The 22,247-nt window shown below is 43.9% G+C and carries 21 protein-coding genes, 6 tRNA genes, 1 pseudogene and 1 riboswitch; of the genes and pseudogenes, 10 read left to right on the forward strand and 18 right to left on the reverse strand.

Annotated features, from left to right (window positions below):
• Positions 1–12 precede the first annotated feature (12 nt).
• From DXX93_RS11910 to DXX93_RS11920, 3 genes are all read right to left on the reverse strand, one after another.
• The gene (locus DXX93_RS11910; RefSeq protein WP_116008286.1) at positions 13–225 is read right to left on the reverse strand and encodes a hypothetical protein; all 213 of its coding nucleotides are present in this window, start codon (positions 223–225) and stop codon (positions 13–15) included.
• Positions 226–340: 115 nt separating this feature from the next.
• Complete coding sequence (locus tag DXX93_RS11915) at positions 341–1,249, reverse strand: hypothetical protein (RefSeq protein ID WP_116008287.1); 909 nt, start codon at positions 1,247–1,249, stop codon at positions 341–343.
• A gap of 24 nt (positions 1,250–1,273) precedes the next feature.
• Entirely contained in the window at positions 1,274–2,221 is a 948-nt protein-coding gene (locus DXX93_RS11920; RefSeq protein WP_116008288.1) for a hypothetical protein, read from the reverse strand.
• 364 nt (positions 2,222–2,585) lie between these two features.
• On the opposite strand from DXX93_RS11920, the gene DXX93_RS11925 reads away from it, so the two are divergent.
• Both DXX93_RS11925 and DXX93_RS11930 read left to right on the forward strand, forming a co-directional pair.
• The gene (locus DXX93_RS11925; protein WP_116008289.1) at positions 2,586–4,154 is read left to right on the forward strand and encodes a sigma 54-interacting transcriptional regulator; all 1,569 of its coding nucleotides are present in this window, start codon (positions 2,586–2,588) and stop codon (positions 4,152–4,154) included.
• Between the two features lie 11 nt (positions 4,155–4,165).
• Positions 4,166–6,646 (forward strand): serine/threonine-protein kinase, encoded by a 2,481-nt coding sequence (locus DXX93_RS11930; RefSeq protein ID WP_116008290.1) that lies wholly within the window; start codon positions 4,166–4,168, stop codon positions 6,644–6,646.
• On the opposite strand, the gene DXX93_RS11935 is transcribed toward DXX93_RS11930, so the two are convergent.
• The 7 genes from DXX93_RS11935 to DXX93_RS11965 form a co-directional block, all read right to left on the reverse strand.
• Positions 6,618–7,139, reverse strand: coding sequence for a hypothetical protein (locus DXX93_RS11935; protein ID WP_116008291.1), 522 nt, complete (start codon positions 7,137–7,139; stop codon positions 6,618–6,620). The two genes, DXX93_RS11930 and DXX93_RS11935, sit on opposite strands and share 29 nt — an antisense overlap.
• Positions 7,140–7,979: 840 nt before the next feature.
• Positions 7,980–8,055: transfer RNA gene (locus DXX93_RS11940), tRNA-Val, on the reverse strand.
• A gap of 40 nt (positions 8,056–8,095) precedes the next feature.
• Positions 8,096–8,171: transfer RNA gene (locus tag DXX93_RS11945), tRNA-Val, on the reverse strand.
• A gap of 48 nt (positions 8,172–8,219) precedes the next feature.
• A tRNA-Val gene (locus tag DXX93_RS11950) sits at positions 8,220–8,295 on the reverse strand.
• A 50-nt stretch (positions 8,296–8,345) separates the two neighbouring features.
• A tRNA-Val gene (locus DXX93_RS11955) sits at positions 8,346–8,421 on the reverse strand.
• Positions 8,422–8,471: 50 nt separating this feature from the next.
• A tRNA-Val gene (locus DXX93_RS11960) sits at positions 8,472–8,547 on the reverse strand.
• A 49-nt stretch (positions 8,548–8,596) separates the two neighbouring features.
• Positions 8,597–8,672: transfer RNA gene (locus DXX93_RS11965), tRNA-Val, on the reverse strand.
• A gap of 719 nt (positions 8,673–9,391) precedes the next feature.
• On the opposite strand from DXX93_RS11965, the gene DXX93_RS11970 reads away from it, so the two are divergent.
• Genes DXX93_RS11970 through DXX93_RS11985 form a run of 4 tightly spaced genes read left to right on the forward strand, consistent with a single transcriptional unit; the run spans position 9,392 to position 10,916 of the window.
• Positions 9,392–9,709 (forward strand): ArsR/SmtB family transcription factor, encoded by a 318-nt coding sequence (locus tag DXX93_RS11970; RefSeq protein ID WP_116008292.1) that lies wholly within the window; start codon positions 9,392–9,394, stop codon positions 9,707–9,709.
• Positions 9,702–10,070 (forward strand): rhodanese-like domain-containing protein, encoded by a 369-nt coding sequence (locus DXX93_RS11975; protein ID WP_181902210.1) that lies wholly within the window; start codon positions 9,702–9,704, stop codon positions 10,068–10,070. The genes DXX93_RS11970 and DXX93_RS11975 overlap by 8 nt, the downstream gene beginning before the upstream one ends.
• Positions 10,046–10,483, forward strand: coding sequence for a YeeE/YedE family protein (locus DXX93_RS11980; protein WP_116008294.1), 438 nt, complete (start codon positions 10,046–10,048; stop codon positions 10,481–10,483). Before DXX93_RS11975 ends, DXX93_RS11980 begins: the two co-directional genes overlap by 25 nt.
• Before the next feature lie 34 nt (positions 10,484–10,517).
• Positions 10,518–10,916, forward strand: coding sequence for a DUF6691 family protein (locus DXX93_RS11985; RefSeq protein ID WP_116008295.1), 399 nt, complete (start codon positions 10,518–10,520; stop codon positions 10,914–10,916).
• A 270-nt stretch (positions 10,917–11,186) separates the two neighbouring features.
• Here DXX93_RS11985 and DXX93_RS11990 read toward each other — a convergent pair whose 3' ends face one another.
• Positions 11,187–11,534, reverse strand: a complete 348-nt coding sequence (locus DXX93_RS11990; protein WP_116008296.1) for a DUF3718 domain-containing protein — start codon at positions 11,532–11,534, stop codon at positions 11,187–11,189.
• Positions 11,535–11,613: 79 nt separating this feature from the next.
• Positions 11,614–11,708, reverse strand: a riboswitch (cyclic di-GMP riboswitch).
• A 183-nt stretch (positions 11,709–11,891) separates the two neighbouring features.
• On the opposite strand from DXX93_RS11990, the pseudogene DXX93_RS21195 reads away from it, so the two are divergent.
• A pseudogene (locus DXX93_RS21195) lies at positions 11,892–12,069 on the forward strand (RNA-binding S4 domain-containing protein); the annotation flags it as partial.
• Between the two features lie 447 nt (positions 12,070–12,516).
• On the opposite strand, the gene DXX93_RS12000 reads toward DXX93_RS21195, so the two are convergent.
• From DXX93_RS12000 to DXX93_RS12010, 3 genes are all read right to left on the reverse strand, one after another.
• A complete protein-coding gene (locus tag DXX93_RS12000) occupies positions 12,517–13,002 on the reverse strand; it encodes a GNAT family N-acetyltransferase (RefSeq protein WP_116008298.1) in 486 nt (161 codons plus the stop codon).
• Positions 13,003–13,241: 239 nt separating this feature from the next.
• Entirely contained in the window at positions 13,242–14,081 is an 840-nt protein-coding gene (gene fghA / locus DXX93_RS12005; protein ID WP_116008299.1) for an S-formylglutathione hydrolase, read from the reverse strand.
• Positions 14,082–14,200: 119 nt separating this feature from the next.
• Entirely contained in the window at positions 14,201–15,343 is a 1,143-nt protein-coding gene (locus DXX93_RS12010) for an S-(hydroxymethyl)glutathione dehydrogenase/class III alcohol dehydrogenase (RefSeq protein WP_116008300.1), read from the reverse strand.
• Positions 15,344–15,579: 236 nt separating this feature from the next.
• Here DXX93_RS12010 and DXX93_RS12015 point away from each other — a divergent pair, with 236 nt between their 5' ends.
• A complete protein-coding gene (locus DXX93_RS12015) occupies positions 15,580–16,452 on the forward strand; it encodes a LysR family transcriptional regulator (protein WP_116008301.1) in 873 nt (290 codons plus the stop codon).
• A 78-nt stretch (positions 16,453–16,530) separates the two neighbouring features.
• On the opposite strand, the gene DXX93_RS12020 is transcribed toward DXX93_RS12015, so the two are convergent.
• The 4 genes from DXX93_RS12020 to DXX93_RS12035 form a co-directional block, all read right to left on the reverse strand.
• Positions 16,531–17,364, reverse strand: coding sequence for a PhzF family phenazine biosynthesis protein (locus tag DXX93_RS12020; protein ID WP_116008302.1), 834 nt, complete (start codon positions 17,362–17,364; stop codon positions 16,531–16,533).
• Between the two features lie 39 nt (positions 17,365–17,403).
• Positions 17,404–17,790: a tautomerase family protein gene (locus DXX93_RS12025; RefSeq protein ID WP_116008303.1), complete on the reverse strand. Its 387-nt coding sequence runs from the start codon at positions 17,788–17,790 to the stop codon at positions 17,404–17,406.
• Between the two features lie 74 nt (positions 17,791–17,864).
• A complete protein-coding gene (locus DXX93_RS12030) occupies positions 17,865–18,290 on the reverse strand; it encodes an HIT family protein (RefSeq protein WP_116008304.1) in 426 nt (141 codons plus the stop codon).
• Between the two features lie 88 nt (positions 18,291–18,378).
• Positions 18,379–18,855 (reverse strand): GFA family protein, encoded by a 477-nt coding sequence (locus DXX93_RS12035; protein ID WP_116008305.1) that lies wholly within the window; start codon positions 18,853–18,855, stop codon positions 18,379–18,381.
• A 278-nt stretch (positions 18,856–19,133) separates the two neighbouring features.
• On the opposite strand from DXX93_RS12035, the gene DXX93_RS12040 reads away from it, so the two are divergent.
• Both DXX93_RS12040 and DXX93_RS12045 read left to right on the forward strand, forming a co-directional pair.
• Positions 19,134–20,285 (forward strand): Kelch repeat-containing protein, encoded by a 1,152-nt coding sequence (locus DXX93_RS12040; protein WP_258872658.1) that lies wholly within the window; start codon positions 19,134–19,136, stop codon positions 20,283–20,285.
• Positions 20,286–20,468: 183 nt separating this feature from the next.
• Positions 20,469–22,175, forward strand: coding sequence for a proline--tRNA ligase (locus DXX93_RS12045; protein ID WP_116008306.1), 1,707 nt, complete (start codon positions 20,469–20,471; stop codon positions 22,173–22,175).
• Positions 22,176–22,247: the final 72 nt, after the last annotated feature.

Raw genomic sequence — 22,247 nt, forward strand, 5'->3', positions numbered from 1 at the left:
CGCAGAAGTTGTTTATTCTGCGTTTATTTGTCCAATGTATTCGATTTCTATTTCAGCAATATTGAGTAGTTCAGGTAAGACAAATTTTTCAGGAGGAATATCCACCAGCAGTTTTAGGCAAGGTTTACCAGACTTAGACAACCCTTCCCCTAAGCCCACAACGCCGGGAGTTGCTAGTGCGTCTGCTTCTAACTTAACGATTAAGGCGTCCAGTTTGTTATTCATGATCGTCTCTTTATTTTAACGATTAAACCATATTCACGATTAGCTCATTTTCAATAACAACTCATGTTCAGTATTCACTGAGAGCGCCCACATCCTTGTAGGCGTTACATGCTTCCTAGTTCACGATTACATAAGGCACTGCCACTCTGTTGGCACCTGTCGAAAAGTCATTTTTCGCGTATGAACCGCCTCCTTGTGCTCGTACATATAATCTGACAGAACAAACAATGGCTGCCCAGTCATTTTTACCCAGTAATGCTGAGTAACTGGTAAAACGACTGTCGTCCAAACGCTTATTCACATTAACATTTCCTTTGTTAATGTTGACTAAGTTGACGCCATCTTTGTGCTTCCAGTTGTACTGATACGCTTGCGTGTGCGCAGAGATTTTCACTTGCGAATTTTTGCAATTGTACCATTTGTCGTTGGCTTTCGCGATGTAATAGCCGTTAAACTGAAAGCGCGGTTTGATCGAGTAAAAACGGCTGGCTTCTGGACGGAACCAGAATGTCCAATAAACAGTTTGCGTGTTTTGCCCAACGCCGCCAGTACAGCCCCAACCACTGCCTTTTGCCCAGTTCCAGACATTTTTACTGGTGCCGCCGCCAAGCACAGGTTGCGCTGAAACATCAGTGCTCTCGGCTAACACATTGTGCTCCAGTGTGTCGCTGAAGGTATCTGTCCAGCTAGGTGTAATAATTTGAGCACCTTCTGGGGCAAAACCACTTTCCACATCTAACCTAGATACTAGTTCAGGATCGGCAGATTCTTCTGCCAGCAGAGCGTCTGCCTCAACAAATTCTCTATCGTCCTTTTCGTTGATTTTGTCCTCCAGATCAGCCAACGCTTTGGTATTCAAACCTGCCAATTCCAAGCTATCTTCACCACAGCCACATTCAAACTGTGCTTTTAATCCTTGCTCATGCATAGCTTGTTGGCTATGTGCAATGGCCATCTGTTCATCTGATTTAATTTGTTCGATAAGTGCCGCATTCATGGCTTCAAGTTCATGTGACATAGTCATAATAATTGCTCCTTAAATTGATCGTTAGGCAGTCACTGGCGTGACATTCAAAGCCATCATCACGTTGTGAATATTGTTGAAAATAGTGACCTGGCTAGAGCCCGCGAAAAGCAGCCCGACAACTTTTTTACCCTTTCTAGACAGCAGCACGGAACCAGAGTCTCCGGGATTGGACATATCCGGCGTCATAAACTGGTTTTTAAAATAAGCAACGCCAGCAGAGCCAAAGTTGACGGCAACAGTCACGTTTACGGCACTGACACTGCCAGTTGTGGTTTGGGTAGTGCGTCCGGTTTTAATAACCGGCATACCGATCGTGGCTTCTTCAGTACCTTTTGGAATGCCAAGGTTTTTGATGGAGGCAAACACGTTGCGCTGATCCAGCGGCTGAGCGATTGCAGCATCTACTAGGTTATATTTTTGTAAGCTGCCAAAGCGAATAGGCACAAATCTGGAAAGTCTGGCAATGCGGTCTGCAGGGTTGTTACCCCCATCAATACGGCCAGGCTGTAGAATTGCGTCGCCAGCTTTCGCCGCATTGCTATTCGCTAACACGTGATTATTGCTCAAGATGTAATAGCGACAGGGGTAGCAAGTGTCCCTTACCATGCAACCAAAGGTGCCTGCGGTAATGCGGAAGTGCCCGATGCTATAGCCAGGTTGAGCAGGACGAAGACGTGCCGTATAGGCTTGCGCTTTAATTTCGCCTATTGGCACTACGTCAGTTTTAATGCCGCCTAAGGTTTTGGGTACCATATCGGCGTCATCCAATTCAGCCTTTCTCAGCTTTTTTTGAACAAACACTTTGATACAAAGATCTTCTGTGGTCTTGCTTTTGGTTTCTTTAAACCCTGCGCCAATGGCATTAACGTTGGCCAGTTCAAAGAGCGTGGCTTCGTTTTCTTCCTGCACACTAATCACCTTGTGCAATTGCTCTTCGAATGCTTGATTTTCATCATTTGAAGATGTCATTTTCTAATCCTCTGAAATGGTTTTGGTTATCCCTAAGTTGTCGAACATGTTGAGCCGAGCACGACTTGTCGAAAGTTAGGAGGTTTCGGCCAGTTCAAAACGAAATTTTGATAAGCCGACAACTTGCTATTTACAGAAATGTGCCAACATTTAAGATATATTTATCAATGATTTAAAATTTAAAGGAGGTTGAGTACGTGTCACTTTTGTGTTTGTGACATGTCACAAATTAGTGTGGTAAAGCGCGGTGATAGCAGTTAATATTTATACAGGCCGTGTAAATATTAGACACTAGGATAAGTAGCAAGCTGTTTTAATTGGGACACAGTTCCGATGCAGTTTTAGCAGTGTTCAGGGAGTCATTATGATTAATCCGACGCTGAAACATGTTCCGTGTAAAGTACAACCTAAACGCGATAGCCAACGCTTAACGCTTACCATCGTATTCCATCCAGATTTGCAACGCATTGGCCAGCAATGCCAACCTGATACTTCTGCTGTTGCTATTTCACGTTTATCGCCGCTTTTTGGTCAAGGCTCTAATGACCCCTCCCCCGAACCCTTGGCCGATCCCTTTTTAAGTCGAACGCCGATATCGCTTTGTAAGAAAGGAAAGTGCTGGCATTTGTCGAATTTGGATAGCCCCATACCAATCAGTAACGCAGAAGACGACAGCATCGAACAGCTGCATATGACCGAGCAAATGTTGGACAAGGGCGTACTTTTTGTCCTCTCAGGTCGAATTGTCTTGCTGTGCCATTATTGCCCTAACCTCAGCCTTAACGTCACTGACAACATGGGACTTGTTGGTGTCAGTGAAAATATCACCAATGTTAGAAATTTGGTTGCCAAAGTCGGCCGTTTAAAAGCGCCTGTTTTGATCCGAGGCGAGTCGGGTACGGGTAAAGAAGTGGTCGCGCAGGCTATTCATGAATACAGTGAACGCAGCAATAAAAAGCTTGTTTGCATTAACATGGCAGCAATATCTAAGGAGCTTGTTAATACCGAGCTATTTGGTAGCGTTAAGGGCGGTTTCACTGGCGCGGTAAGCAGACATGGCTGCTTTAAAGAGGCAGATCACAGCAGTTTGTTTTTAGACGAAATTGGTGAAGCATCGATTGAAGTGCAAGCGGCTTTACTCAGAGCGCTGGAAACGGGGGTCGTGCAGCCTGTTGGTAGCAATCGGGATACGGCGGTAGATGTGCGCTTTATTGCCGCAACGGACGCTAACCTAGAAGCCCTAATAGGGCAAGAGTCGTTTAGAATGCCTTTGTTACAGCGTCTTTCAGGTTTGGTGATTGAGCTCACCCCCTTGCGCAATCGTCGCGAAGATATAGCGCCAATCTTGCATAAGCTATTGCAGATTAAATTCAGCGAAACGCACCAACTTGATAAGCTTCAACATATGCAGCAAAGCGAGATTGGTTATTGGGCTTGGTTTTTTGCTCAGTGTTGTCAGCTGGAGTGGCCCGGCAATGTCCGCCAATTAAAAAACATGGTAACCCAGTTAAGTATTGCTTTGCTTGACAGCACTGACGCAAGTAGTTTCGATTGGCACAGTTTTGTACAAACGATTAAGAAACAGCATCAGATCGCCAGTAGTCCTACTATGGCGATTGACAACTCTATCGAAGCACCGCCTTTAGTAAGAAGAAAGCCCAGAGAAATTGATGATGAAGAGGTACTGAATGCATTGGAAAAGCATCAATGGCAGATCAAACTTGCAGCCAGTGAATTGCTTATCTCCCGCGCTGCGTTATATCAAAGAATAGACTCAAGTCCTGTGCTTCGCCGTGCAAGCAATATTTCGTCCGCTGAGCTTCAATCGAGTTTTGCTGATTGCAGTGGAGACTTAGATCAGATGGTGGATATGCTACAAGTCTCTAAACAAGCACTAATACGTCGATTGCATGAAATTGGTCTGACTCACTAGTGGTGGAACACATGGTTCCATCTGGCGAGATTGGGCACTACCAGATTGAATCTATTTTAGGAAAAGGAAGCAGTAGTACCGTTTTCAAAGCCTTCGACCCGCGCTTGTCTCGTAAGGTAGCGATAAAGTTGCTGCATGCTTACGAGCAAGATGATGTGCTACAGGAAGCGAAAAGAGTGGCTTCCATTCACGATCCTCATGTGGTCACCATCTACGATGTAGTCATGTACCAATCTCAAACTGCATTAGTTATGGAATACCTTCCAGGCGAAACGCTTGCCGATCGCCTAGCGTCTTCTCACCCTGATTTAAAGTCGGCCCTTTCTTACGCATTAGAAATTGCTAAAGGTTTGCACGCTATTCATCAGGTCGGCTTGGTTCATCAGGATGTCAAAGCTGAAAACTGTTTTTTTGATGAAAATCAATGCTTGAAAGTGGGCGATCTGGGCATTGCAAAACCGATTCATCAGCAATCGCCAAGCCCAATGGCAGGCAGCGTGTATTCATTAAGTCCTGAGCAAATTCAACAAACGCATATTGGCATTAGCAGCGACTTATTTTCACTAGGCGTATTACTTTATCAAATGCTAATGCACAGGCACCCTTTTGCCGAACAAAACAATTCCAAACAAACGTTGGACAATATTCTTAACTCGACACCCGCTGAGCCAAAAACAGGTTATGAGCGCATTGACTCTTTGGTACTGAAACTGCTGAACAAAACACCAGAGCACCGCCCTCAGTCGGCTCAGCAGGTAATCACAACGATTAAGAGTGTGCTCAACACCGAGCTTTCGCCCTTTGGTAATATAACCATTTCGCAAGATAACCCGGCACTAGAAGCGGCACGAGTAAAGCTAGAGTATAAAAACAAGGCAAAAAGCAACACACGTAAAGGATTAGCATTTGTCACTACCTTCATGTTGTTAGCCTTGATAGCTTGGTTTGTTTGGCCGCCAACACCGCGTTATATCGCCGTACTCGATCCCATTGTATTATCCGGCGATGACCACCCTGATATACCGCTGATTAAGGCCTCGATAAATCAGGCAACCATTCAAGTTATTCAGTCTTTAGAGCAAAACAGCATGGTTGCTGCTGACGAAGTTAGCCCACTCTCGGGAAAGCCGGCAAATATCAAGCAAATTCAGCAAGTCACTGCCGCGGATGAAGTGCTATTCACTCAGCTCGATTGTTTAACGAGTCAATGTGCGGTTACGTTTAGCCTTTGGCAAGGAACTCCTGCGGTGTTGGTCGATCAGCAGCAAGTGCAAGTGCCCACAGATCGTCTACTCTACATTAGCGATTTGATTCACTCTTTCCTCACACCTTGGTTAGATGGCGATAAAGACTCGCGAATGCCTGCGTCAGACGAACAGTCTTTTCGTACCTTTTTAGGCTTAAAACAAGCGTTTCAAAATAACGAGTTATCACTAATGCATTACATCGACTCATTGGAAGCGCTGGCCGAGGGCGAGTGTCGATATGAGGAAATATGCCATATTTTGCTCGAAGCCTATAGCAAGCAATTCTACCGACAGCGAGATACTGCTTGGCTTGAAAAAGCACGCGAACTTGTCTCTTCGGCAGAAAACTCAACGGAAAACCTTACCAACAGAATGATGATTTCAATTGCCGCGTTAGAGATCCGTGCACAAAACTTCGATGAGGCAGATCAGTGGCTTACGAGGCTTGAGAATAAATACCGTGTTGATGACTCAGTAAAGTCCTTACGCGCAAGGTGGTATTTTAGCCAAGGTATCATAGTAAAAGGTCGTAATCTGCTCTCAGATTTAATTAAAGAGCGCCCAGCAGCGAAACATTTATTCAACTATGCACTCATGCTGTTCAAATCTGGCGAATTGGCAGATGCATCGGCTACTTTAGACAAGCTTTTTGTTAGAGTTCCAGACCATACAAAGGGCTTAGAGTTATATGGCGTTCTGCGTCATTACGAAGGTGACTGGCGCGGTGTCATTTCGACCTATCAACAACTGATTGCAATGAACCAAGGAAACAACCCGATCACCCAATCAAATATAGGCTTTGCCTACACTATGCAAAATGACAGTGAAAATGCGCTAAAACATTTAAGAAAAGCCCACAAGCTCTCGCCGTCAAACCCACAAATATTGATCAACCTTGCCGATGCTGAGAGCATCTTTGGTGATAAACAGCTCGCTTTTAGTTATTACGAGACAGTCATTAAGCAAATCAGTCAGTTGCCGAAAAAAACGCAAAACGACACCTTAACCTTGGCGCAAGCACTAGCCCATACAAATAAATATGATGAAGCTCAGCTTGAGTTGCTAAAAGTTGAACGTGATACAATTGAAGATCCCTACACCTATTACTACCTTTGCTTGATCTATTCACTATTAGGCGATACTTCAACCGCCTCAGCGTACAAAACTAAAGCACTTGACTCAGGCATTGCGATAACATGGTTTGATCTCGCTTGGTTTAATTTGGCTCCCAATCAGGAAGAATAATCATAGGGTCGTGAGAAAAAAATAAATTGTCTTCTCTATCTCGCATCACAAAACGAAACCCCACTTTATTGCCCGCATAGTGTGCATTTTGAGATCGACTATTGGTGTACCAAAAATCAGAGGGAATGATGGTAATCCGCAAGAGATCATCACCTTCTAGTTCAGTCTCTATTGCATTGAGCTTTTGCATTTGTTCATTGCCAGCCGCAAATAACACACCATCAAAAACTTGCTGACAAGACGCACTGCCAGACTTTGCAAAGCTCAGCTTTGCGTCACCCCGAACGTGCACATAAATTGACGCGGTAAGCTTTTCTTGTCCACGTTGTATGTAGGTAACAAAGTTGTCTACTTTGTTTTTTGAAAATGTCATGTACCAAGTATCGGGATCTTTTTTATCCACAATATTCAATTTTACGCGGGCTCGGTTGGGTTTAACACGCGCATCTAAATTCAAATGGTGATAGGTATGACTAGAGACAAAATTTTTCATTGGATAGTCCTTATTTTTTACAACGCTAATTAAAAGTGCTGCTTTGCAAGCGAAATAACTAACGCTTACATATGTGTCCTACATCCTATTTATACCAATTGAAATAACTACTTAATCATTCAGCGAGAATTAAAAGGCTTAGAGGCAAGGCATTGATTGCAGAGAATGGTCGCTCCCTTGTCAAAATCAATAACGCAGCATATGAGCCTTTTAAACTCGCCCTTTGGGAGCGTATCAGCGTCTCGATAACGGCGCCAAATTAATGAGATGTAGAATAACTATATCAACAAAAATTTGGCTTGTTCTCCCACCGCTGATAGCGCTCTGAATTGATCAATTAATTAATTCAATTGGTTTTAATTGTAGGGCATTTGTACTGATGTTGCTTTGCGTTGTAAAAAATTCTCTTGGAGCCAAAGTACAGACTGAAAAGAGTAGAAGGTTCTCTCGCTTACCAGTGCTTTAAAGAAATAAAATAAGGAGATTTAACTTTAAGAATTGGCGAACGGTACTGGGCTTGAACCAGTGATTTGGCCCGGATGTAAAGAGTAGAAGATGCTCTTCACTTACCAATGATTTAAAGAAATAAAATAAAAGGATTTAACTTTAAGAAGTGGTGGACGGTACTGGGCTTGAACTAGTGACTTGGCGCGGGTTGCAAAGAGATGAAGGTGCTCTTTGTTTACCAATGCTTCAAAGAAATAAGGAGATTTAATTTTATGAAATGGTGGACGGTACTGGGCTTGAACCAGTGACTTGGCGCGGGTGTAAAGAGTTGAAGGTGCTCTTCTCTTACCAATGATTTAAAGAAATAAAATAAGAGAATTTAACTTTAAGAAGTGGTGGACGGTACTGGGCTTGAACCAGTGACCCCCGCCTTGTAAGGGCGGTGCTCTCCCAACTGAGCTAACCGTCCGGGTCATAAAATATTACTTGTTTAGCCACTAGTAAAATAGTGGTGGACGGTACTGGGCTTGAACCAGTGACCCCCGCCTTGTAAGGGCGGTGCTCTCCCAACTGAGCTAACCGTCCGGGTCGTTGAGTTTTGCTTATTTAACCACTCGCATTCTCAAAAATAAGTGGTGGACGGTACTGGGCTTGAACCAGTGACCCCCGCCTTGTAAGGGCGGTGCTCTCCCAACTGAGCTAACCGTCCGGGTCATTGAGTTTTGCTTATTTAACCACTCGTATACTCAAAAATATAAGTGGTGGACGGTACTGGGCTTGAACCAGTGACCCCCGCCTTGTAAGGGCGGTGCTCTCCCAACTGAGCTAACCGTCCGGGTCATTGAGTTTTACTTATTTAACCACTCGTATACTCAAAAATATAAGTGGTGGACGGTACTGGGCTTGAACCAGTGACCCCCGCCTTGTAAGGGCGGTGCTCTCCCAACTGAGCTAACCGTCCGGGTCATTGAGTTTTGCTTATTTAACCACTCGCATTCTCAAAAAGTAAGTGGTGGACGGTACTGGGCTTGAACCAGTGACCCCCGCCTTGTAAGGGCGGTGCTCTCCCAACTGAGCTAACCGTCCGTCTCTGTGGGGGCGTATTATAGGGAGCTTTGATTTACTGTCAACACAAAAAATTCGATTTTTATCAATTTCACTGTGAAATACGTTCAAGTGGATATTAATCAGGCGAAATGTTGGTTTTACATACTTTTCATAGGTTTAAAAGTATGAACGAAGCAAATAAAGACCTGTTAGCCTTCGCTTTATATAGCTCAATAAAGACAATTACCGGATAAAAATTCGTTTTTTATGAGTTACTCAAGGCAACTACCATATAAAAACACCTTACACTGTAAAAGTTGGCGAGATCACTACTCCGTTTGCCAGTCGCGTTACTTTAAGCATAACCCTGCACTTAACTTAAAAATTTAAAAGACGATAAATGTCTCCCCAGATATTCGATCATTTCAACGCTCCGCGCACCATTTGACATCACAATAGAGAATCTATTTATTAAGTTGCTTTTCCCGTAGCGCATTAGAGCAATAACCCCCCTGCTGCTTAATCACAATTGTATTCTTGGGCAACTCCCAAATTTCACCAAACTGAATTAAAACAAACTGAATTAAAGCAAACCTACAAAGAATAAATGCATATAGAAATAAGATTCTTCATTACATTAGACTTTTCTAAATTAGTAATTTATTATCTAACCAATAATACATTAGATAAAGCTAAATTAGCACACCCTAAATTGCCTAATGATATTACATTAAAAACAGTACAAATAGCGAAATCATATGAGCCCACAACAGTTACAGCAGCAAGTGTCGTTAGCTAGCGACTACTTAAAACGTCTTAGTCATCCCACTCGGTTACTCGTGCTATGCACACTCATTGAAAGTGAAAAAACCGTTGGCGAGTTAACTCAAATTGCCGACATTAGCCAATCGGCGTTGTCACAGCACCTTGCGGTGTTACGTGAACACCAGCTGGTGAAAACTCGACGTGAGTCACAAACTATTTTTTACTCCTTAGCCGATGAAAACAGCATCAAAATTATTGATGTTCTGCATCAAATCTTTTGTCCTACAAACGAGAGCGCGTTTCATGATTAAATCTCCACATGAGTATGTTAATGAAGTTCAAACAAAAATTAACGAACTGGATATCAAGCAATGGCAAAGCAACCCCAAAATGTATGTTTTGATCGATATCAGGGAGCCCAGTGAAATTACCAAAGGTATGCTGCCAAACGCCACACATATCGCGCGGGGCTTACTCGAATTTCAACTGATGAATCACCCGGCACTAATCACGCTTTCCGCTTTAGAGCAAGCTTCTGCCAATATCTTGCTTTATTGTCAATCTGGCGGGCGTTCAGCCCTTTCTACTAAGTCATTGTCAAATATGGGCTTTAATAATGTGCATTCACTCAAGGGAGGCTATAACGAATGGTTGAAGCTAACAACCAGTTGATAGCGGCTGCACTTGCAGGCGGTACACTTATTGGCATAAGCGCCGTATTAATGATGGCGCTTTTAGGGAGAATAGCAGGAATAAGTGGTGTTATTGGTCAGCTGCTAAACACTGATAAAAGCACAAAGAACAAGCTAATGACTAGCTGGCAGCTCTATTTTATTTGTGGCTTGGCCTTAGGTGGATGGCTTTACAGCGAAATACATGGCGTTCGATTTGCCATTCGCGAAAATTTTTCAACCACGACCTTAATCATGTCGGGTTTACTTGTTGGTTTTGGGACGCGAATAGGCAATGGTTGTACTAGCGGCCATGGCGTGTGTGGTATTGCTCGCTTATCAAAGCGTTCTCTTGTCGCCACCTGCCTTTTTATGAGTAGCGCAATTGCTACCGTCTTCCTAACCAAACTTTAGTGATGACGCTAAGAAAAGAGAGGTAACAAATATAGTGAAACTCGTGTTAGCACTGCTCATCGGTACCTTGTTTGGGTTTGGCTTGTCACTCGCACAAATGACTAACCCTTTAGCCGTGATCGGTTTTTTAGATATCACTGGGAATTGGGATTTTCGACTCGCACTTGTCATGTGCTCTGCTCTGTTGACGACGCTGGTAGGCTATCAATTCATCTTTGCAAAGCAAAGCGCGCCCCTATTCTCTGGAGCTTTTAAACTGCCAAGTAAAACCAATGTTGATTGGCAGCTAGTGATCGGCGCTGCTTTATTTGGTGTTGGCTGGGGACTCAGTGGTTATTGCCCGGGGCCTGCAATTGCGAGCATAAGTATAAACCCAAAGGAAAGCTTACTATTTATCACCGCGATGCTAGTTGGTATGAAACTCAAACTCTAATTTCAATAAATACTTGATCATTCTGTCTGGTTAAAACGCTCATTAACTTCGTTGTTATTTTTGAAATTAGAACAACTAGTTACCTGCAAATAGCGCCTTGCCTACATGGATGTAGTTACTTAGGTTTTGCTGGGAGCATAAAACCTGTGTTTATGAACTTTTTTCCGGCACCATAATTGATCAACTCATTAATTCAATTGGTATAACCTAAATTTGAGACGTAAAAAAAGCGAGCCTAAGCTCGCTTTTTTCAAAATTCTTCTCGACGAATTAGCCGTTTACACGCTTGTTAGCGGCTTGAGCTAAGGTTGCATCAGTAATCGATGCTAGCGAGCTTCTTACTTTCGCTTTTGGAAGTTTGCTGATCATCAATGAGCCAGTTTTTACAGCGCTTTTTGATGAAGCAAATGCCAATAAGTTTTGGCCGTTACATTGAACACCGTCAAATACAGAGCGGATTTTTAAGTTATTGCTTTTTAAGAACGAACGCAGGCGCTTTTTGTCGTCAGCTGAAACGTATTCACATAGGCTTTGCGCTAAGTTATTAGCGTTTGCCGCAGGAGCAACAGATACAGATGAGATTAACGCGATTGCTGGAACTAGCAATAATTTTTTCATGAGTTAAAACCCTTACACAACAAGTCAAAAAATAAAAAGTAAAGTACATACTTGAAACGCGCATAAGGTCCCTGCTGCAGTAGGTAGCCTCGCTATCATAGTAAGTGCAATTTGCATTACCTTAGACCGAAAGCTTTGCGTAATACCTTTTCAGATACCTTGCCGTTTCTTGCGCCGCGAATTATACAGACTAAGAAGTTGTAAACAAGTGCATTTTTTAAACATCTTGTTCAACCAGCGCACACTTTCAGCACCAGCTCAAGGTTGTTTTTTAACCAATCTGTTGATTTTATTGGCAATGCAGTGCTCGTTCAGGTGTGATAAAATTTTTAAATTATTTTTTAGATTTTTACTATCATGACCAATGTATACCTTGTAGAGATAGATCAGCAGCCAATTGAACTCTATAAATTACTCAAAATTGCAGACTTAGTGTCAGGTGGTGGCGAAGCCAAGTTACTTATAGCCGAAGGTTATGTGCTACTAAATAACGAGATTGAGCTGCAAAAGCGTAAAAAAGTCTACGATGGAGATTTTATCCAATTAGGTGACAATATTATCGAAGTACAATTTGTTCCGGCTTCTAATCATGAACTTGAACCAGCCTTAGCAACATCATTCGAAAGCACTCACGAAAATAGCAAAGCGAATAAACTACGCACGGAATCAGCAAGTGATAATCCAGCGGCTCCGTCACCACGTCTCGCCAACAAGCAAAGTGCCAACAAATCTAGTCACAAAACTGCAGAAGGCAGCAATAAAACTCAACACAAGGCGACTGCGAGCAGTAATAGCACAAAGCGAAAAAATGCGTCAGGAAAGCCTAAGGGTAAGCACAGAGATAAACCCCAAGGTAACTCGCAGTCACCAGCTCACAATTCAGGAAAACGACGCGCTATCTCGTTTTAACGCGTCGCTTTGCTCACCAAGGATAGGAATCACCAAAGCTATCAGGCAATAGGCGACAAAGCGCTTGATGTGGTTATTTGAGCTTTTTCTCCCAAAACTCTGCCTTACCCATCGCTGGATCTAACTCATAACCGGTAAAACCAAATTTTTCATAGGCATTCATCGCTACTTTATTGCCAGAGAGTACTTCCAGCGTCACCTTGCTACAGCCCTTTTCTCTGGCCAGCTCCTCGACAGCATTAAGCAATTGTTGGCTTAACCCTAAACCACGAAAGTCACCGATCACCGCCATATCGTGAATATTCAGGATAGGTTTACAGGCGAAAGTCGAAAAGCTCTCGATGCAATTGGCTAAACCCACTGGCTTGCCATCCACATAAGCGATCAAGCTGGTCATAAATGAGCGTTTTTGTAATTCACTTGCCAAGTGCTTTTTCGTTTCTGGCGAAAGCGACTCACCACCGCCCATGGGATCTTGGGCGTAGCTATCTAATATAGTGATCAAATCTGCCATTTGTTGTGCGTTGTGGTAGTCAACTTTCTTAATGTCGATTGTCATAATGACCCTCTTATAGAAATTTTAATCGTAGGGAGTCGAATTTCATCACCAGAAAAATTTCGCCATAAGGTTAAAACCCTGCCCTAATATTCAACTTTTGTCACCTTATTCATAAGGTTGAATATACGAAATTCAAGTCTCTAAACTTCTGCCAAGCTTTTGATATTTATTAACCTTTCATATAAGCATATAAGGGCATCAAGCCCTTACCTATTGCTAATGGCTTGGTAATTAAAGCATTAAACAGACATTAAATACTTGGCATGGAAGTCTAAGTGTTTATCAATAAAGCTGGCGATAAAGTAATAGCTGTGATTATAGCCAGGCTGCATTCTCAGGGTTAGATCTGAACCATGTTGTTCCGCCGCTGCCATTAGCGCTTCCGGCATTAACTGTTCGGTGAGAAATTGATCGGCATCACCTTGATCCACCAACATAGGTAAATCTGCTTTACCTTGCGCGAGCAAGTAGCTGGCATCATAGTCTTGCCAAGTTAATTTATCGCTACCTAAGTAAGCAGCAAACGCTTTTTGACCCCAAGGGCAGCGCATTGGGTTGGCAATTGGGCTAAACGCCGAAATTGCGCGATACGCCGCTTGGTTCTTTAACCCTATGGTAAGCGCACCGTGGCCGCCCATACTGTGGCCAGCAATAGATTTTACTGATGACACTGGGAAATTGGCTTCGATTAACGCTGGTAGCTCTTGGGTAATGTAATCATACATTTGGTAATGCTCAGACCAAGGAGCCTGCGTTGCATTGAGATAAAAACCAGCGCCCTGCCCCAAATCATAACCTTCATCATTCGCCACAAGTTCACCGCGTGGGCTGGTATCAGGCGCAACAATCGCGATACCTAGTTCGGCGGCTTTGCGAAATGCACCTGCTTTGTGCATAAAGTTTTCATCGGTGCAGGTAAGGCCTGACAGCCAATAAAGCACAGGCACAGGATGACTGGCATTAGCTTGTGGTGGCAGGTAGATAGTAAAACGCATGTTGCAGTTCAGGCTTTTAGAGTTGTGGGTATATTGTTTTTGCCAACCATTAAAGACTTTGTTTTGGCTAATATTTTCTATCATTTGGGCGTTCTACATTTCATCTAATAAGGAAAAGCTCAGGTGCTAATCAATAACACCTGAGCTTTTTAAATCATTTTTTTAATCAACGTTGTGAGTAAATTTTATAAAAAAATTCATCACTACATATGAATCACTGAGCGAATACTCTTACCTTCATGCATTAAATCAAAGGCATGGTTTACTTCGTCAAGGCCCATGGTATGGGTAATAAATTCTTGCAAACCAAATTCGCCAGCCATATAACGTTCAACAATTTCAGGCAGTTCAGAACGACCTTTTACGCCACCAAAAGCTGTACCGCGCCATACGCGACCTGTCACTAATTGGAACGGACGGGTTGAGATTTCTTGACCTGCACCAGCCACACCAATAATTACTGACTCACCCCAGCCCTTGTGGCAGCACTCTAATGCTTGGCGCATCACGTTAACATTCCCAATACATTCAAATGAGTAATCAACACCGCCATCAGTCATTTCAATGATCACTTCTTGAATTGGCTTGTCAAACTCTTGCGGGTTAATCACATCAGTTGCGCCTAGCTGTTTCGCCAGCTCGAATTTACTGTCGTTAATATCAACACCAATAATACGGCTCGCGCCAGCCATACGAGCGCCGATAATGGCTGATAGACCAATACCACCTAAACCAAAAATAGCAACGGTATCACCTTGTTCCACTTTCGCTGTGTTAAGCACCGCGCCCATGCCAGTAGTGACCCCACAGCCGAGCAAACAAACTTCTTCTAGTGGCGCTGCTTTATTCACTTTGGCTAATGAAATTTCTGGCAGTACCGTGTATTCAGAAAAGGTTGAGCAGCCCATGTAATGGAAAATGGGCTCGCCATCTTTATAAAAACGAGTCGTACCGTCTGGCATTAAGCCTTTACCTTGAGTTTCGCGCACCGCTTGGCACAAGTTGGTTTTCCCTGATTTACAGAACTTACATTCACGACATTCCGCAGTGTAAAGTGGAATAACATGATCGCCGACTTCAACGCTAGTGACACCTTCGCCAACCATTTCAACGATACCACCACCTTCATGGCCTAAGATTGACGGAAAAATACCTTCAGGATCTTCACCCGACAGCGTAAAGGCATCAGTATGACAAACGCCTGTCGCGACAATGCGCACTAATACTTCGCCAGCTTTGGGCAGCTGTACGTCCACCTCTTCCATTTTCAATGGCTCGCCCGCAGCCCATGCAACCGCAGCTTTTGATTTGATAAATTCTTGTCCAGGCTTGAGTTCAAGTGCCATAGAGGTTTCCTTTTAACGATAATGAATAGGTACCAGCGTTTGCTACTTCGACGCGACATAAATGAACATAAATAAACAAAGCAGCGATAGAGAAGCTGGTTAGGCATATGTTTTACATTATAGCTATTTCTTAACTAGTGATAATCACTATAAATAGCAATTTATTTTTACGTATTTGTAATAATAAATTAGAATTTCGTTTATTTGATTTATTTAGCTGAGGCAATGAAAGTTTTATGGCAAATTGGGAAGGAGTCAGCGAGTTTGTCGCAGTCGCAGAAAGCACAAGTTTTACCGTTGCAGCTGCGAAACTCTCAACCTCTGTTGCACAAGTGAGTCGCCGCGTTGCTGCACTTGAAGAGCGATTAGCGGTAAAACTGCTGCATAGAACCACACGTAAGGTAACCCTTAGCGAAGCTGGTCAAATTTATTTTCAGCAGTGTAAGCATTTAGTTGAGGGGCTAGAAGTTGCCGAGTTGGCAGTCACACAAATGCAAGCCACGCCCAAAGGCTTAGTCAAGGTGACCGCCCCAGTTACTTATGGCGAGCAGCACTTGGCACCATTAATTAATCAATTTCTCGCCCGTTACCCGCAAGTAAATATTGATCTTAACCTCACTAATCAACAACTAGATTTACTGGAAGCAGGGATGGATTTAGCGGTGCGTTTAGGCCGGCTTAGCGATTCCAGTATGATTGCTAAACGCCTCGCCGCTCGTCAGCTTTATGTGTGTGCCAGTAAAAACTACCTTGAGCGCCATGGTGAACCCCATAGTTTATCTGAGCTAGCACACCATCAATGTTTGGTAGGCTCAGTTGGGCATTGGCGCTTTCAGGAAAACGGCAGGGAAAAATCGATTCGCGTTACTGGCCGGCTAAAATGCAACAGTGGTAATGCCCTACTTGATGCGGCCAAACAAGGACTTGGGCTAGTGCAACTGCCTGATTACTATGTACAAGACGCGCTAAAATCCGGGGAATTAATTGAAGTGTTAAGCCTATATCGCGACGATCAAGAAGGTATTTGGGCACTTTTCCCAAAAAATCGCAACTTGTCCCCCAAAGTCAGGTTGCTCGTAGATTTTCTGGCAGAAGCTTTGGCTCAGTAACGAATAAAGGGTAGCTTTTGATCGCCACTGTACGCCGTGTTTATGGTAAGACGCGCGGGTCATGGTAGAACGCAATTATCACGCTTGAACAGTAATCATTCCTTCCAAATAGGGCACCGCTTTACCCGCAATGATCACCCGCTCGCCAATCACCTTGCAACTTAGCAAACCGCCACGCTTTGACGCTTGATAGGCAGTAAGTTTTGTTTTACCAAGCTGCTCAGCCCAAAAAGGCGCAAGTGCGGTGTGAATGGAGCCAGTCACCGGATCTTCATTCCCACCATTGGCAGGCCAAAAATAGCGAGAAATAAAATCATAACCCGACTTGGGATTCGCGGCCTTTGCGGTAACGACTACATCATAAGGTGCGAGTTGCTTGATTAATGCCGAATCTTGCTTGACCGCGTTAACTTCCTCTTCGCTCTGATAGACAGCAATATACGCTTGTTCGTTTTTCAGCACTCGTTTGGGTTGAATAGACAAGCCATTGAGCAAACACGCTGGTACATCAACAACAGGTGAAGGTTTACGGTTGGGAAAGTCCATCTCAATCTCACCCGTAGGGTTTTGTTTAATGAGCATCTTGCCAACGGCTGGCGCAGCTACTGAACACTCAGATAAATTAGGATGTTTCGCAAATATCACCCAAGCTGACGCTAACGTTGCATGACCACAAAAATCAATTTCCATTAACGGTGAAAACCAGCGAATATCGTAGTGAGCATGTTCACTTGTAGAGTGAGAGCTCGAATTTTTCGGCACGAGAAAAGCGGTTTCAGATAAATTATTTTCAGTGGCAATTGACTGCATTAACGCAGCAGGTAACCAAGTATCGGTAATCACAACGGCCGCCGAGTTACCGCCAAACTGCTTTTCAGTAAATGCATCGACAATATTTACGGTTAATTCCATTCGCAGCTTCCTTAATTGTGCTCTTGGTTTTTAAGAATGTTAAACTTCTACTTTATAATTGAGATCACGTACTTCATCGCCCGTCATTCCGCGAAATCCCCATTGATACGGTGCTTGCTCTTTGATGGTTATTTCAATATCGATTGGGGCAATATTTAGCTTGGTTTCCAACAAGAGAAATAATGTCTTGATTAATCGCTTTTGTGTCTCTGGTTGTCGTCCCGACATCATATTAATTTCAATAACAGTGTAAGCATCACTGCGGCCAGCAGGGTAATAGAAGTTTTCTTTAGCGAGCGGAAAAAAACGGTGAGCGCGTTTATCCTCCGGCATGCCCAGCACACTTTGCATACATTGATGAATAATGTCTGAAAGCTCTGCCTTGATCGGATTCAACCGCTCTTTAATGCCATAAATAACAATCATGCTCTGTGCCTAATGAAGCTAATATTGCTGTTGGGGGATTACTGTGAGTAATTAAAGCCGATTTCGATGCTCGCTTACGCTAAAAAGCGTTTAATTTTATCGGCAATTTTGGTTAACTCTTGCGGATCACCCATTTCAACGGCATGCCCTTTAATGCCTGTCGCATTTAATATCGACCCCGGCAGAATATGAAAGTGGAAATGTGGCACCGTTTGCCCTACTTCTGCGCCGTTTAGTTGGAACAAGGTAAATCCCGTTACGCCCATTGCTTGCTCTACCGCCTTCCCCACCTTTTGCACGGTTTTCATACAGGCTAGCGATGCTTCATCCGATAATTCATGTACTGTAATTGCAGCCTCTTTGGGAATGACCAAGGTATGGCCTGGCATTTGCGGCATAATATCCATAAATGCCAATGTCTTATCGTCTTCATACACTTTGATACATGGGGCTTCATCACGAAGAATTTTGGCGAAAATATTATTATTGTCGTAGCTCATTGAAAGTTGCTCAGTTTGTCTTGGAATAATGATGTGTGATTTAGCCGTTTACAGTGAAACTTTACACTGTAATAACTAGCTTTCCCTGCTACCCGCGCCATAACGCCGGAACTAAGTGCTTGGCAAACGCTAGTTGGCTGGCCAAATAACCTTGGTATTTGGGTAAATTGTCATCAACATCTGCGGCGCGTTTATCGTAAAAGATATGCAAAGATGGTGCAGGCACTATGCTTTGATCTGCAATAAGTCTCGTTGGCACAAAAATCGTTTTAGGAATGGGAAAAAGCTGCAAGTATTCAATCGATAACTGCTGACAAGCACGACAGTAGCCACGCTGTAAAATAGGAGGGAATTTCGCTGAGCGATAATCCACTATCCCCTCTGCTGGTTGAATCACATCATGCCAGCGAAAAAGCACAATGTCGGAGTAAGCCGCTTTATTCGCCGCTTGGCAAATTGAGCAATGGCAAATGGCACGTAGCAAAGGCTTAGCAGTGATCAGATAACTGACCTCACCACATTGACATCCGCATTGAGATTGAACTGTGTTTTTTCCATTATCCATCGTCTTAATTAACCTATTTTTATACTAGCTTGCGGCTACGCCTATCGCTTTTTCTAATAGTTTGAGTACGTTAGCAATATTAACTGTAACTGACAATAGATCTGGCGGGATGATTAGCCACTTGCAAGCAAGTCTTTCAACTTGTTAAGCAAAGCATTTGTTTTGGAAAACTGATAAAGTGCCACTCATTCCTAACAGAGCGTTTATCGCTTGCCAGTTTAAGTAAGTTTACACGTCACTTAAACTGGTAAAAACAACACAGATATACCAATACCGTGATGAGTAAAAAAACAATCGTTGCACCTTATTTCTCCCTTTCAACTCTAGCGTCTTTTCGCCCAAAGCTTGGTATGAAAAACCTAAACACTAAAACGCTTAGTGCATTGTCACTCGCGCTAACGAGTTTGGCCGCAAGTGCTGATACAGTTAGCTTACCTAGCCTGCCAGAGCCTATCGCCAATAATGCCGTCACTAAAATAACCGCTAAGGGCCATGACTATTTGATATCTTTTAATGGGCTAACCTCAGGCAAAGATTATCAAGCGGTGACCAACAAGGCATTTATGCTTAAAGTTGGTGATAACCGCTGGCAAACCATCAAACCGGTGCCGATTGAAACGCCTGTCAACGGCCTCGTAGGTCGTCTTGCGTCTGTGGCAACCAGTTTAAATGGCAAAGCCTATGTGTTTGGTGGTTATACGGTTGCAAAAGATCACAGTGAAGTGTCCGTGCCTGATGTCTATTCATTTAACCCGCTAAGTAAGTCGTATCGTCAATTAGCGCCAATGCCCGTCCCTGTGGATGACAGTATCGCCCTAACTTATCAGGATCGTTACATCTATTTAGTGAGTGGCTGGCACAACGATGGCAACGTTAATCTAGTACAAGTTTATGATGTCAACACCAATACATGGCAGCAAGCCAGCCCCTTCCCCGGTCGTCCAGTGTTTGGGCAAGCGGGAGCAATCGCCAATAACCAAATGATCGTGTGTGATGGCGTTCGCGTGGATGTGCACCTAAACAAACGGCGCTCTTATGCCGCAGAGCCTGCCTGTTACTTAGGTAAAATTAGTGAAAAATCCCCTGATAAAATTGACTGGCGCAAAGTCGAGCACCCAACGGGAACAGCGCGCTATCGCATGGCAGCTGTTGGTGATGATGCCACTAACTCGGCCTATTTTGTTGGTGGCAGTGACAATCCATACAATTATTCAGGTATCGGCTATAACGGCGTGCCAAGCAAGCCAGATGGCAAAGTTTGGCAATTTAATTTTGCTGACCAAACATGGCAGTTCAGTGAAGCAGTTACTGCGACGATGGATCACCGTGCATTAATCAAGCTCAACGGTAATCTCATCACGGTCGGTGGAATGCTTGCCAATCAGCAGGTGACGGATAACGTCATTGTGCAGGCGACAATTCAACACTAAGGCTTTGTCGCGGCCTTTCGCGTACTGTTAATAGTTTAATTAATAGCCACAACAATCACTTGCCACAAAATCCTTGATTGTAAAATAAATGCCGATAAATCACCTTGTCGGCATTTTTTTTCCCGGTTTGCCCTGCTAGAATAACCGCCACTTTTTTACCCTCGCTTTTCGGAAAAATTTTCAATGCGTACCAGTCAATATTTAGTTTCTACACTAAAAGAGACCCCAGCCAGTGCTGAGGTGGTCAGTCATCAATTAATGTTACGAGCGGGTTTAGTCAGAAACGTAGCTTCTGGCTTATACACTTGGCTGCCGACCGGCTTAAAGGTATTGCGTAAAGTCGAAAATATCGTCCGTGAGGAAATGGAACGTGCTGGCGCAATCGAAACCTTAATGCCAATGGTACAGCCAGCGGATCTATGGGAAGAATCTGGCCGCTGGGACGACTATGGCCCAGAGCTACTGCGCTTAAACGACCGTCATCAGCGCCCATTCGTGTTAGGCCCAACCCACGAAGAAGTAATCACTAAGCTGATCAGCAATGAAATTGCCTCGTACAAACAATTGCCACTGAACTTATTCCAAATTCAAACTAAGTTCCGTGATGAAATTCGTCCTCGTTTCGGTGTGATGCGTGGCCGTGAATTCTTGATGAAAGACGCTTACTCATTCCACACCACGGATGAGTGTTTAAAAGCTACCTACCAAGTGATGTTTGACGCTTACTGCCGTATTTTCGAGCGCTTAGGCTTAGAGTTCCGCCCAGTGATTGCCGATAACGGCTCCATTGGTGGTGAAGGTTCACACGAATTCCACGTACTAGCCGATAGCGGTGAAGACGATATTGCCTTCAGTGATGCCAGCGATTTCGCTGCCAACATTGAAAAAGCCGAAGCCCTTGCACCTGCGGGCGAGCGCCCAGCGCCAAGTGCGGAGTTAGCAAAAGTTGCAACACCTGATGCTAAAACCATTGCGGCGGTTGCTGAATTCTTAAAGGTTCCAGCAACATCAACCGTGAAAACCTTATTGGTACTAGGCGCGGCAGAAGAAGGCGAACAAGCACCTGTTATCGCATTAGTCGTGCGTGGCGATCACGAATTGAACGAAGTGAAAGCAGAAAACTTACCACAAATTGCTGCGCCGTTAACGTTTGCCACAGACGAGCAGATTTTAGCGGCAGCAGGTTGTAATGCTGGCTCAATTGGCCCGGTAAACCTTAACATTCCAGTGATTGTTGACCGCAGTGCCGCTCATTTAGCGGACTTTGTTTGTGGTGCGAACGAAGACGGTTACCACTTCACTGGTGCTAACTGGGATCGCGACGCAACAAACTACTCAGTTGAAGACATTCGCAACGTGGTTGAAGGCGACCCGAGCCCGTGTGGTCAAGGCAACATAGTGATCAAGCGCGGTATTGAAGTTGGTCACATCTTCCAACTGGGCAAGAAATACGCCGATGCGATGAACTGTGGTGTACTGACTGAAAATGGCAAGCACGAAACACTGACTATGGGTTGTTACGGTATTGGTGTGTCACGTATTGTTGCGGCAGCTATTGAGCAAAACCACGACAAATACGGCATCAAATGGCCTGCAGCGATCGCACCTTTCCAAGTTGCTATCGTACCAATGAATATGCACAAGTCAGCGCGCGTGCAAGAAACGGCTGAGCAGCTTTACAGCCAGCTTCAACAAGCGGGTATTGAAGTGCTATTTGACGATCGCAAAGAGCGCCCGGGCGTGATGTTTGCAGATCACGAATTAATGGGGACGCCGCTACTACTGGTTATTGGTGAGCGCAACTTAGACAATCAAGAAATCGAAGTGAAAAACCGAATCACCGGTGAAAAATCGATGATTGCCATTGCTGATGTGATGTCTTTGTTCTAAAAATAATTTACGAAATAGTTTGCCGAGTAACGAGATAAGGCAAGTAAGCACTGCCCTTTAAGCACAGTAAGC

This window comes from Thalassotalea euphylliae, assembly GCF_003390335.1.
GTDB classification, from domain to species: Bacteria; Pseudomonadota; Gammaproteobacteria; order Enterobacterales; family Alteromonadaceae; genus Thalassotalea_F; species Thalassotalea_F euphylliae_B.

Excerpts from the sequence above, each read along its gene's own strand:
- DXX93_RS11910 (WP_116008286.1), bottom strand. The coding sequence starts at position 225 with ATGAATAACAAACTGGACGCCTTAATCGTTAAGTTAGAAGCAGACGCA.
- DXX93_RS11915 (WP_116008287.1), bottom strand. The coding sequence starts at position 1,249 with ATGACTATGTCACATGAACTTGAAGCCATGAATGCGGCACTTATCGAA.
- DXX93_RS11920 (WP_116008288.1), bottom strand. The coding sequence starts at position 2,221 with ATGACATCTTCAAATGATGAAAATCAAGCATTCGAAGAGCAATTGCAC.
- DXX93_RS11925 (WP_116008289.1), top strand. The coding sequence starts at position 2,586 with ATGATTAATCCGACGCTGAAACATGTTCCGTGTAAAGTACAACCTAAA.
- DXX93_RS11930 (WP_116008290.1), top strand. The coding sequence starts at position 4,166 with ATGGTTCCATCTGGCGAGATTGGGCACTACCAGATTGAATCTATTTTA.
- DXX93_RS11935 (WP_116008291.1), bottom strand. The coding sequence starts at position 7,139 with ATGAAAAATTTTGTCTCTAGTCATACCTATCACCATTTGAATTTAGAT.
- DXX93_RS11970 (WP_116008292.1), top strand. The coding sequence starts at position 9,392 with ATGAGCCCACAACAGTTACAGCAGCAAGTGTCGTTAGCTAGCGACTAC.
- DXX93_RS11975 (WP_181902210.1), top strand. The coding sequence starts at position 9,702 with ATGATTAAATCTCCACATGAGTATGTTAATGAAGTTCAAACAAAAATT.
- DXX93_RS11980 (WP_116008294.1), top strand. The coding sequence starts at position 10,046 with ATGGTTGAAGCTAACAACCAGTTGATAGCGGCTGCACTTGCAGGCGGT.
- DXX93_RS11990 (WP_116008296.1), bottom strand. The coding sequence starts at position 11,534 with ATGAAAAAATTATTGCTAGTTCCAGCAATCGCGTTAATCTCATCTGTA.
- DXX93_RS12000 (WP_116008298.1), bottom strand. The coding sequence starts at position 13,002 with ATGACAATCGACATTAAGAAAGTTGACTACCACAACGCACAACAAATG.
- fghA (WP_116008299.1), bottom strand. The coding sequence starts at position 14,081 with ATGATAGAAAATATTAGCCAAAACAAAGTCTTTAATGGTTGGCAAAAA.
- DXX93_RS12010 (WP_116008300.1), bottom strand. The coding sequence starts at position 15,343 with ATGGCACTTGAACTCAAGCCTGGACAAGAATTTATCAAATCAAAAGCT.
- DXX93_RS12015 (WP_116008301.1), top strand. The coding sequence starts at position 15,580 with ATGGCAAATTGGGAAGGAGTCAGCGAGTTTGTCGCAGTCGCAGAAAGC.
- DXX93_RS12020 (WP_116008302.1), bottom strand. The coding sequence starts at position 17,364 with ATGGAATTAACCGTAAATATTGTCGATGCATTTACTGAAAAGCAGTTT.
- DXX93_RS12025 (WP_116008303.1), bottom strand. The coding sequence starts at position 17,790 with ATGATTGTTATTTATGGCATTAAAGAGCGGTTGAATCCGATCAAGGCA.
- DXX93_RS12030 (WP_116008304.1), bottom strand. The coding sequence starts at position 18,290 with ATGAGCTACGACAATAATAATATTTTCGCCAAAATTCTTCGTGATGAA.
- DXX93_RS12035 (WP_116008305.1), bottom strand. The coding sequence starts at position 18,855 with ATGGATAATGGAAAAAACACAGTTCAATCTCAATGCGGATGTCAATGT.
- DXX93_RS12040 (WP_258872658.1), top strand. The coding sequence starts at position 19,134 with ATGAGTAAAAAAACAATCGTTGCACCTTATTTCTCCCTTTCAACTCTA.
- DXX93_RS12045 (WP_116008306.1), top strand. The coding sequence starts at position 20,469 with ATGCGTACCAGTCAATATTTAGTTTCTACACTAAAAGAGACCCCAGCC.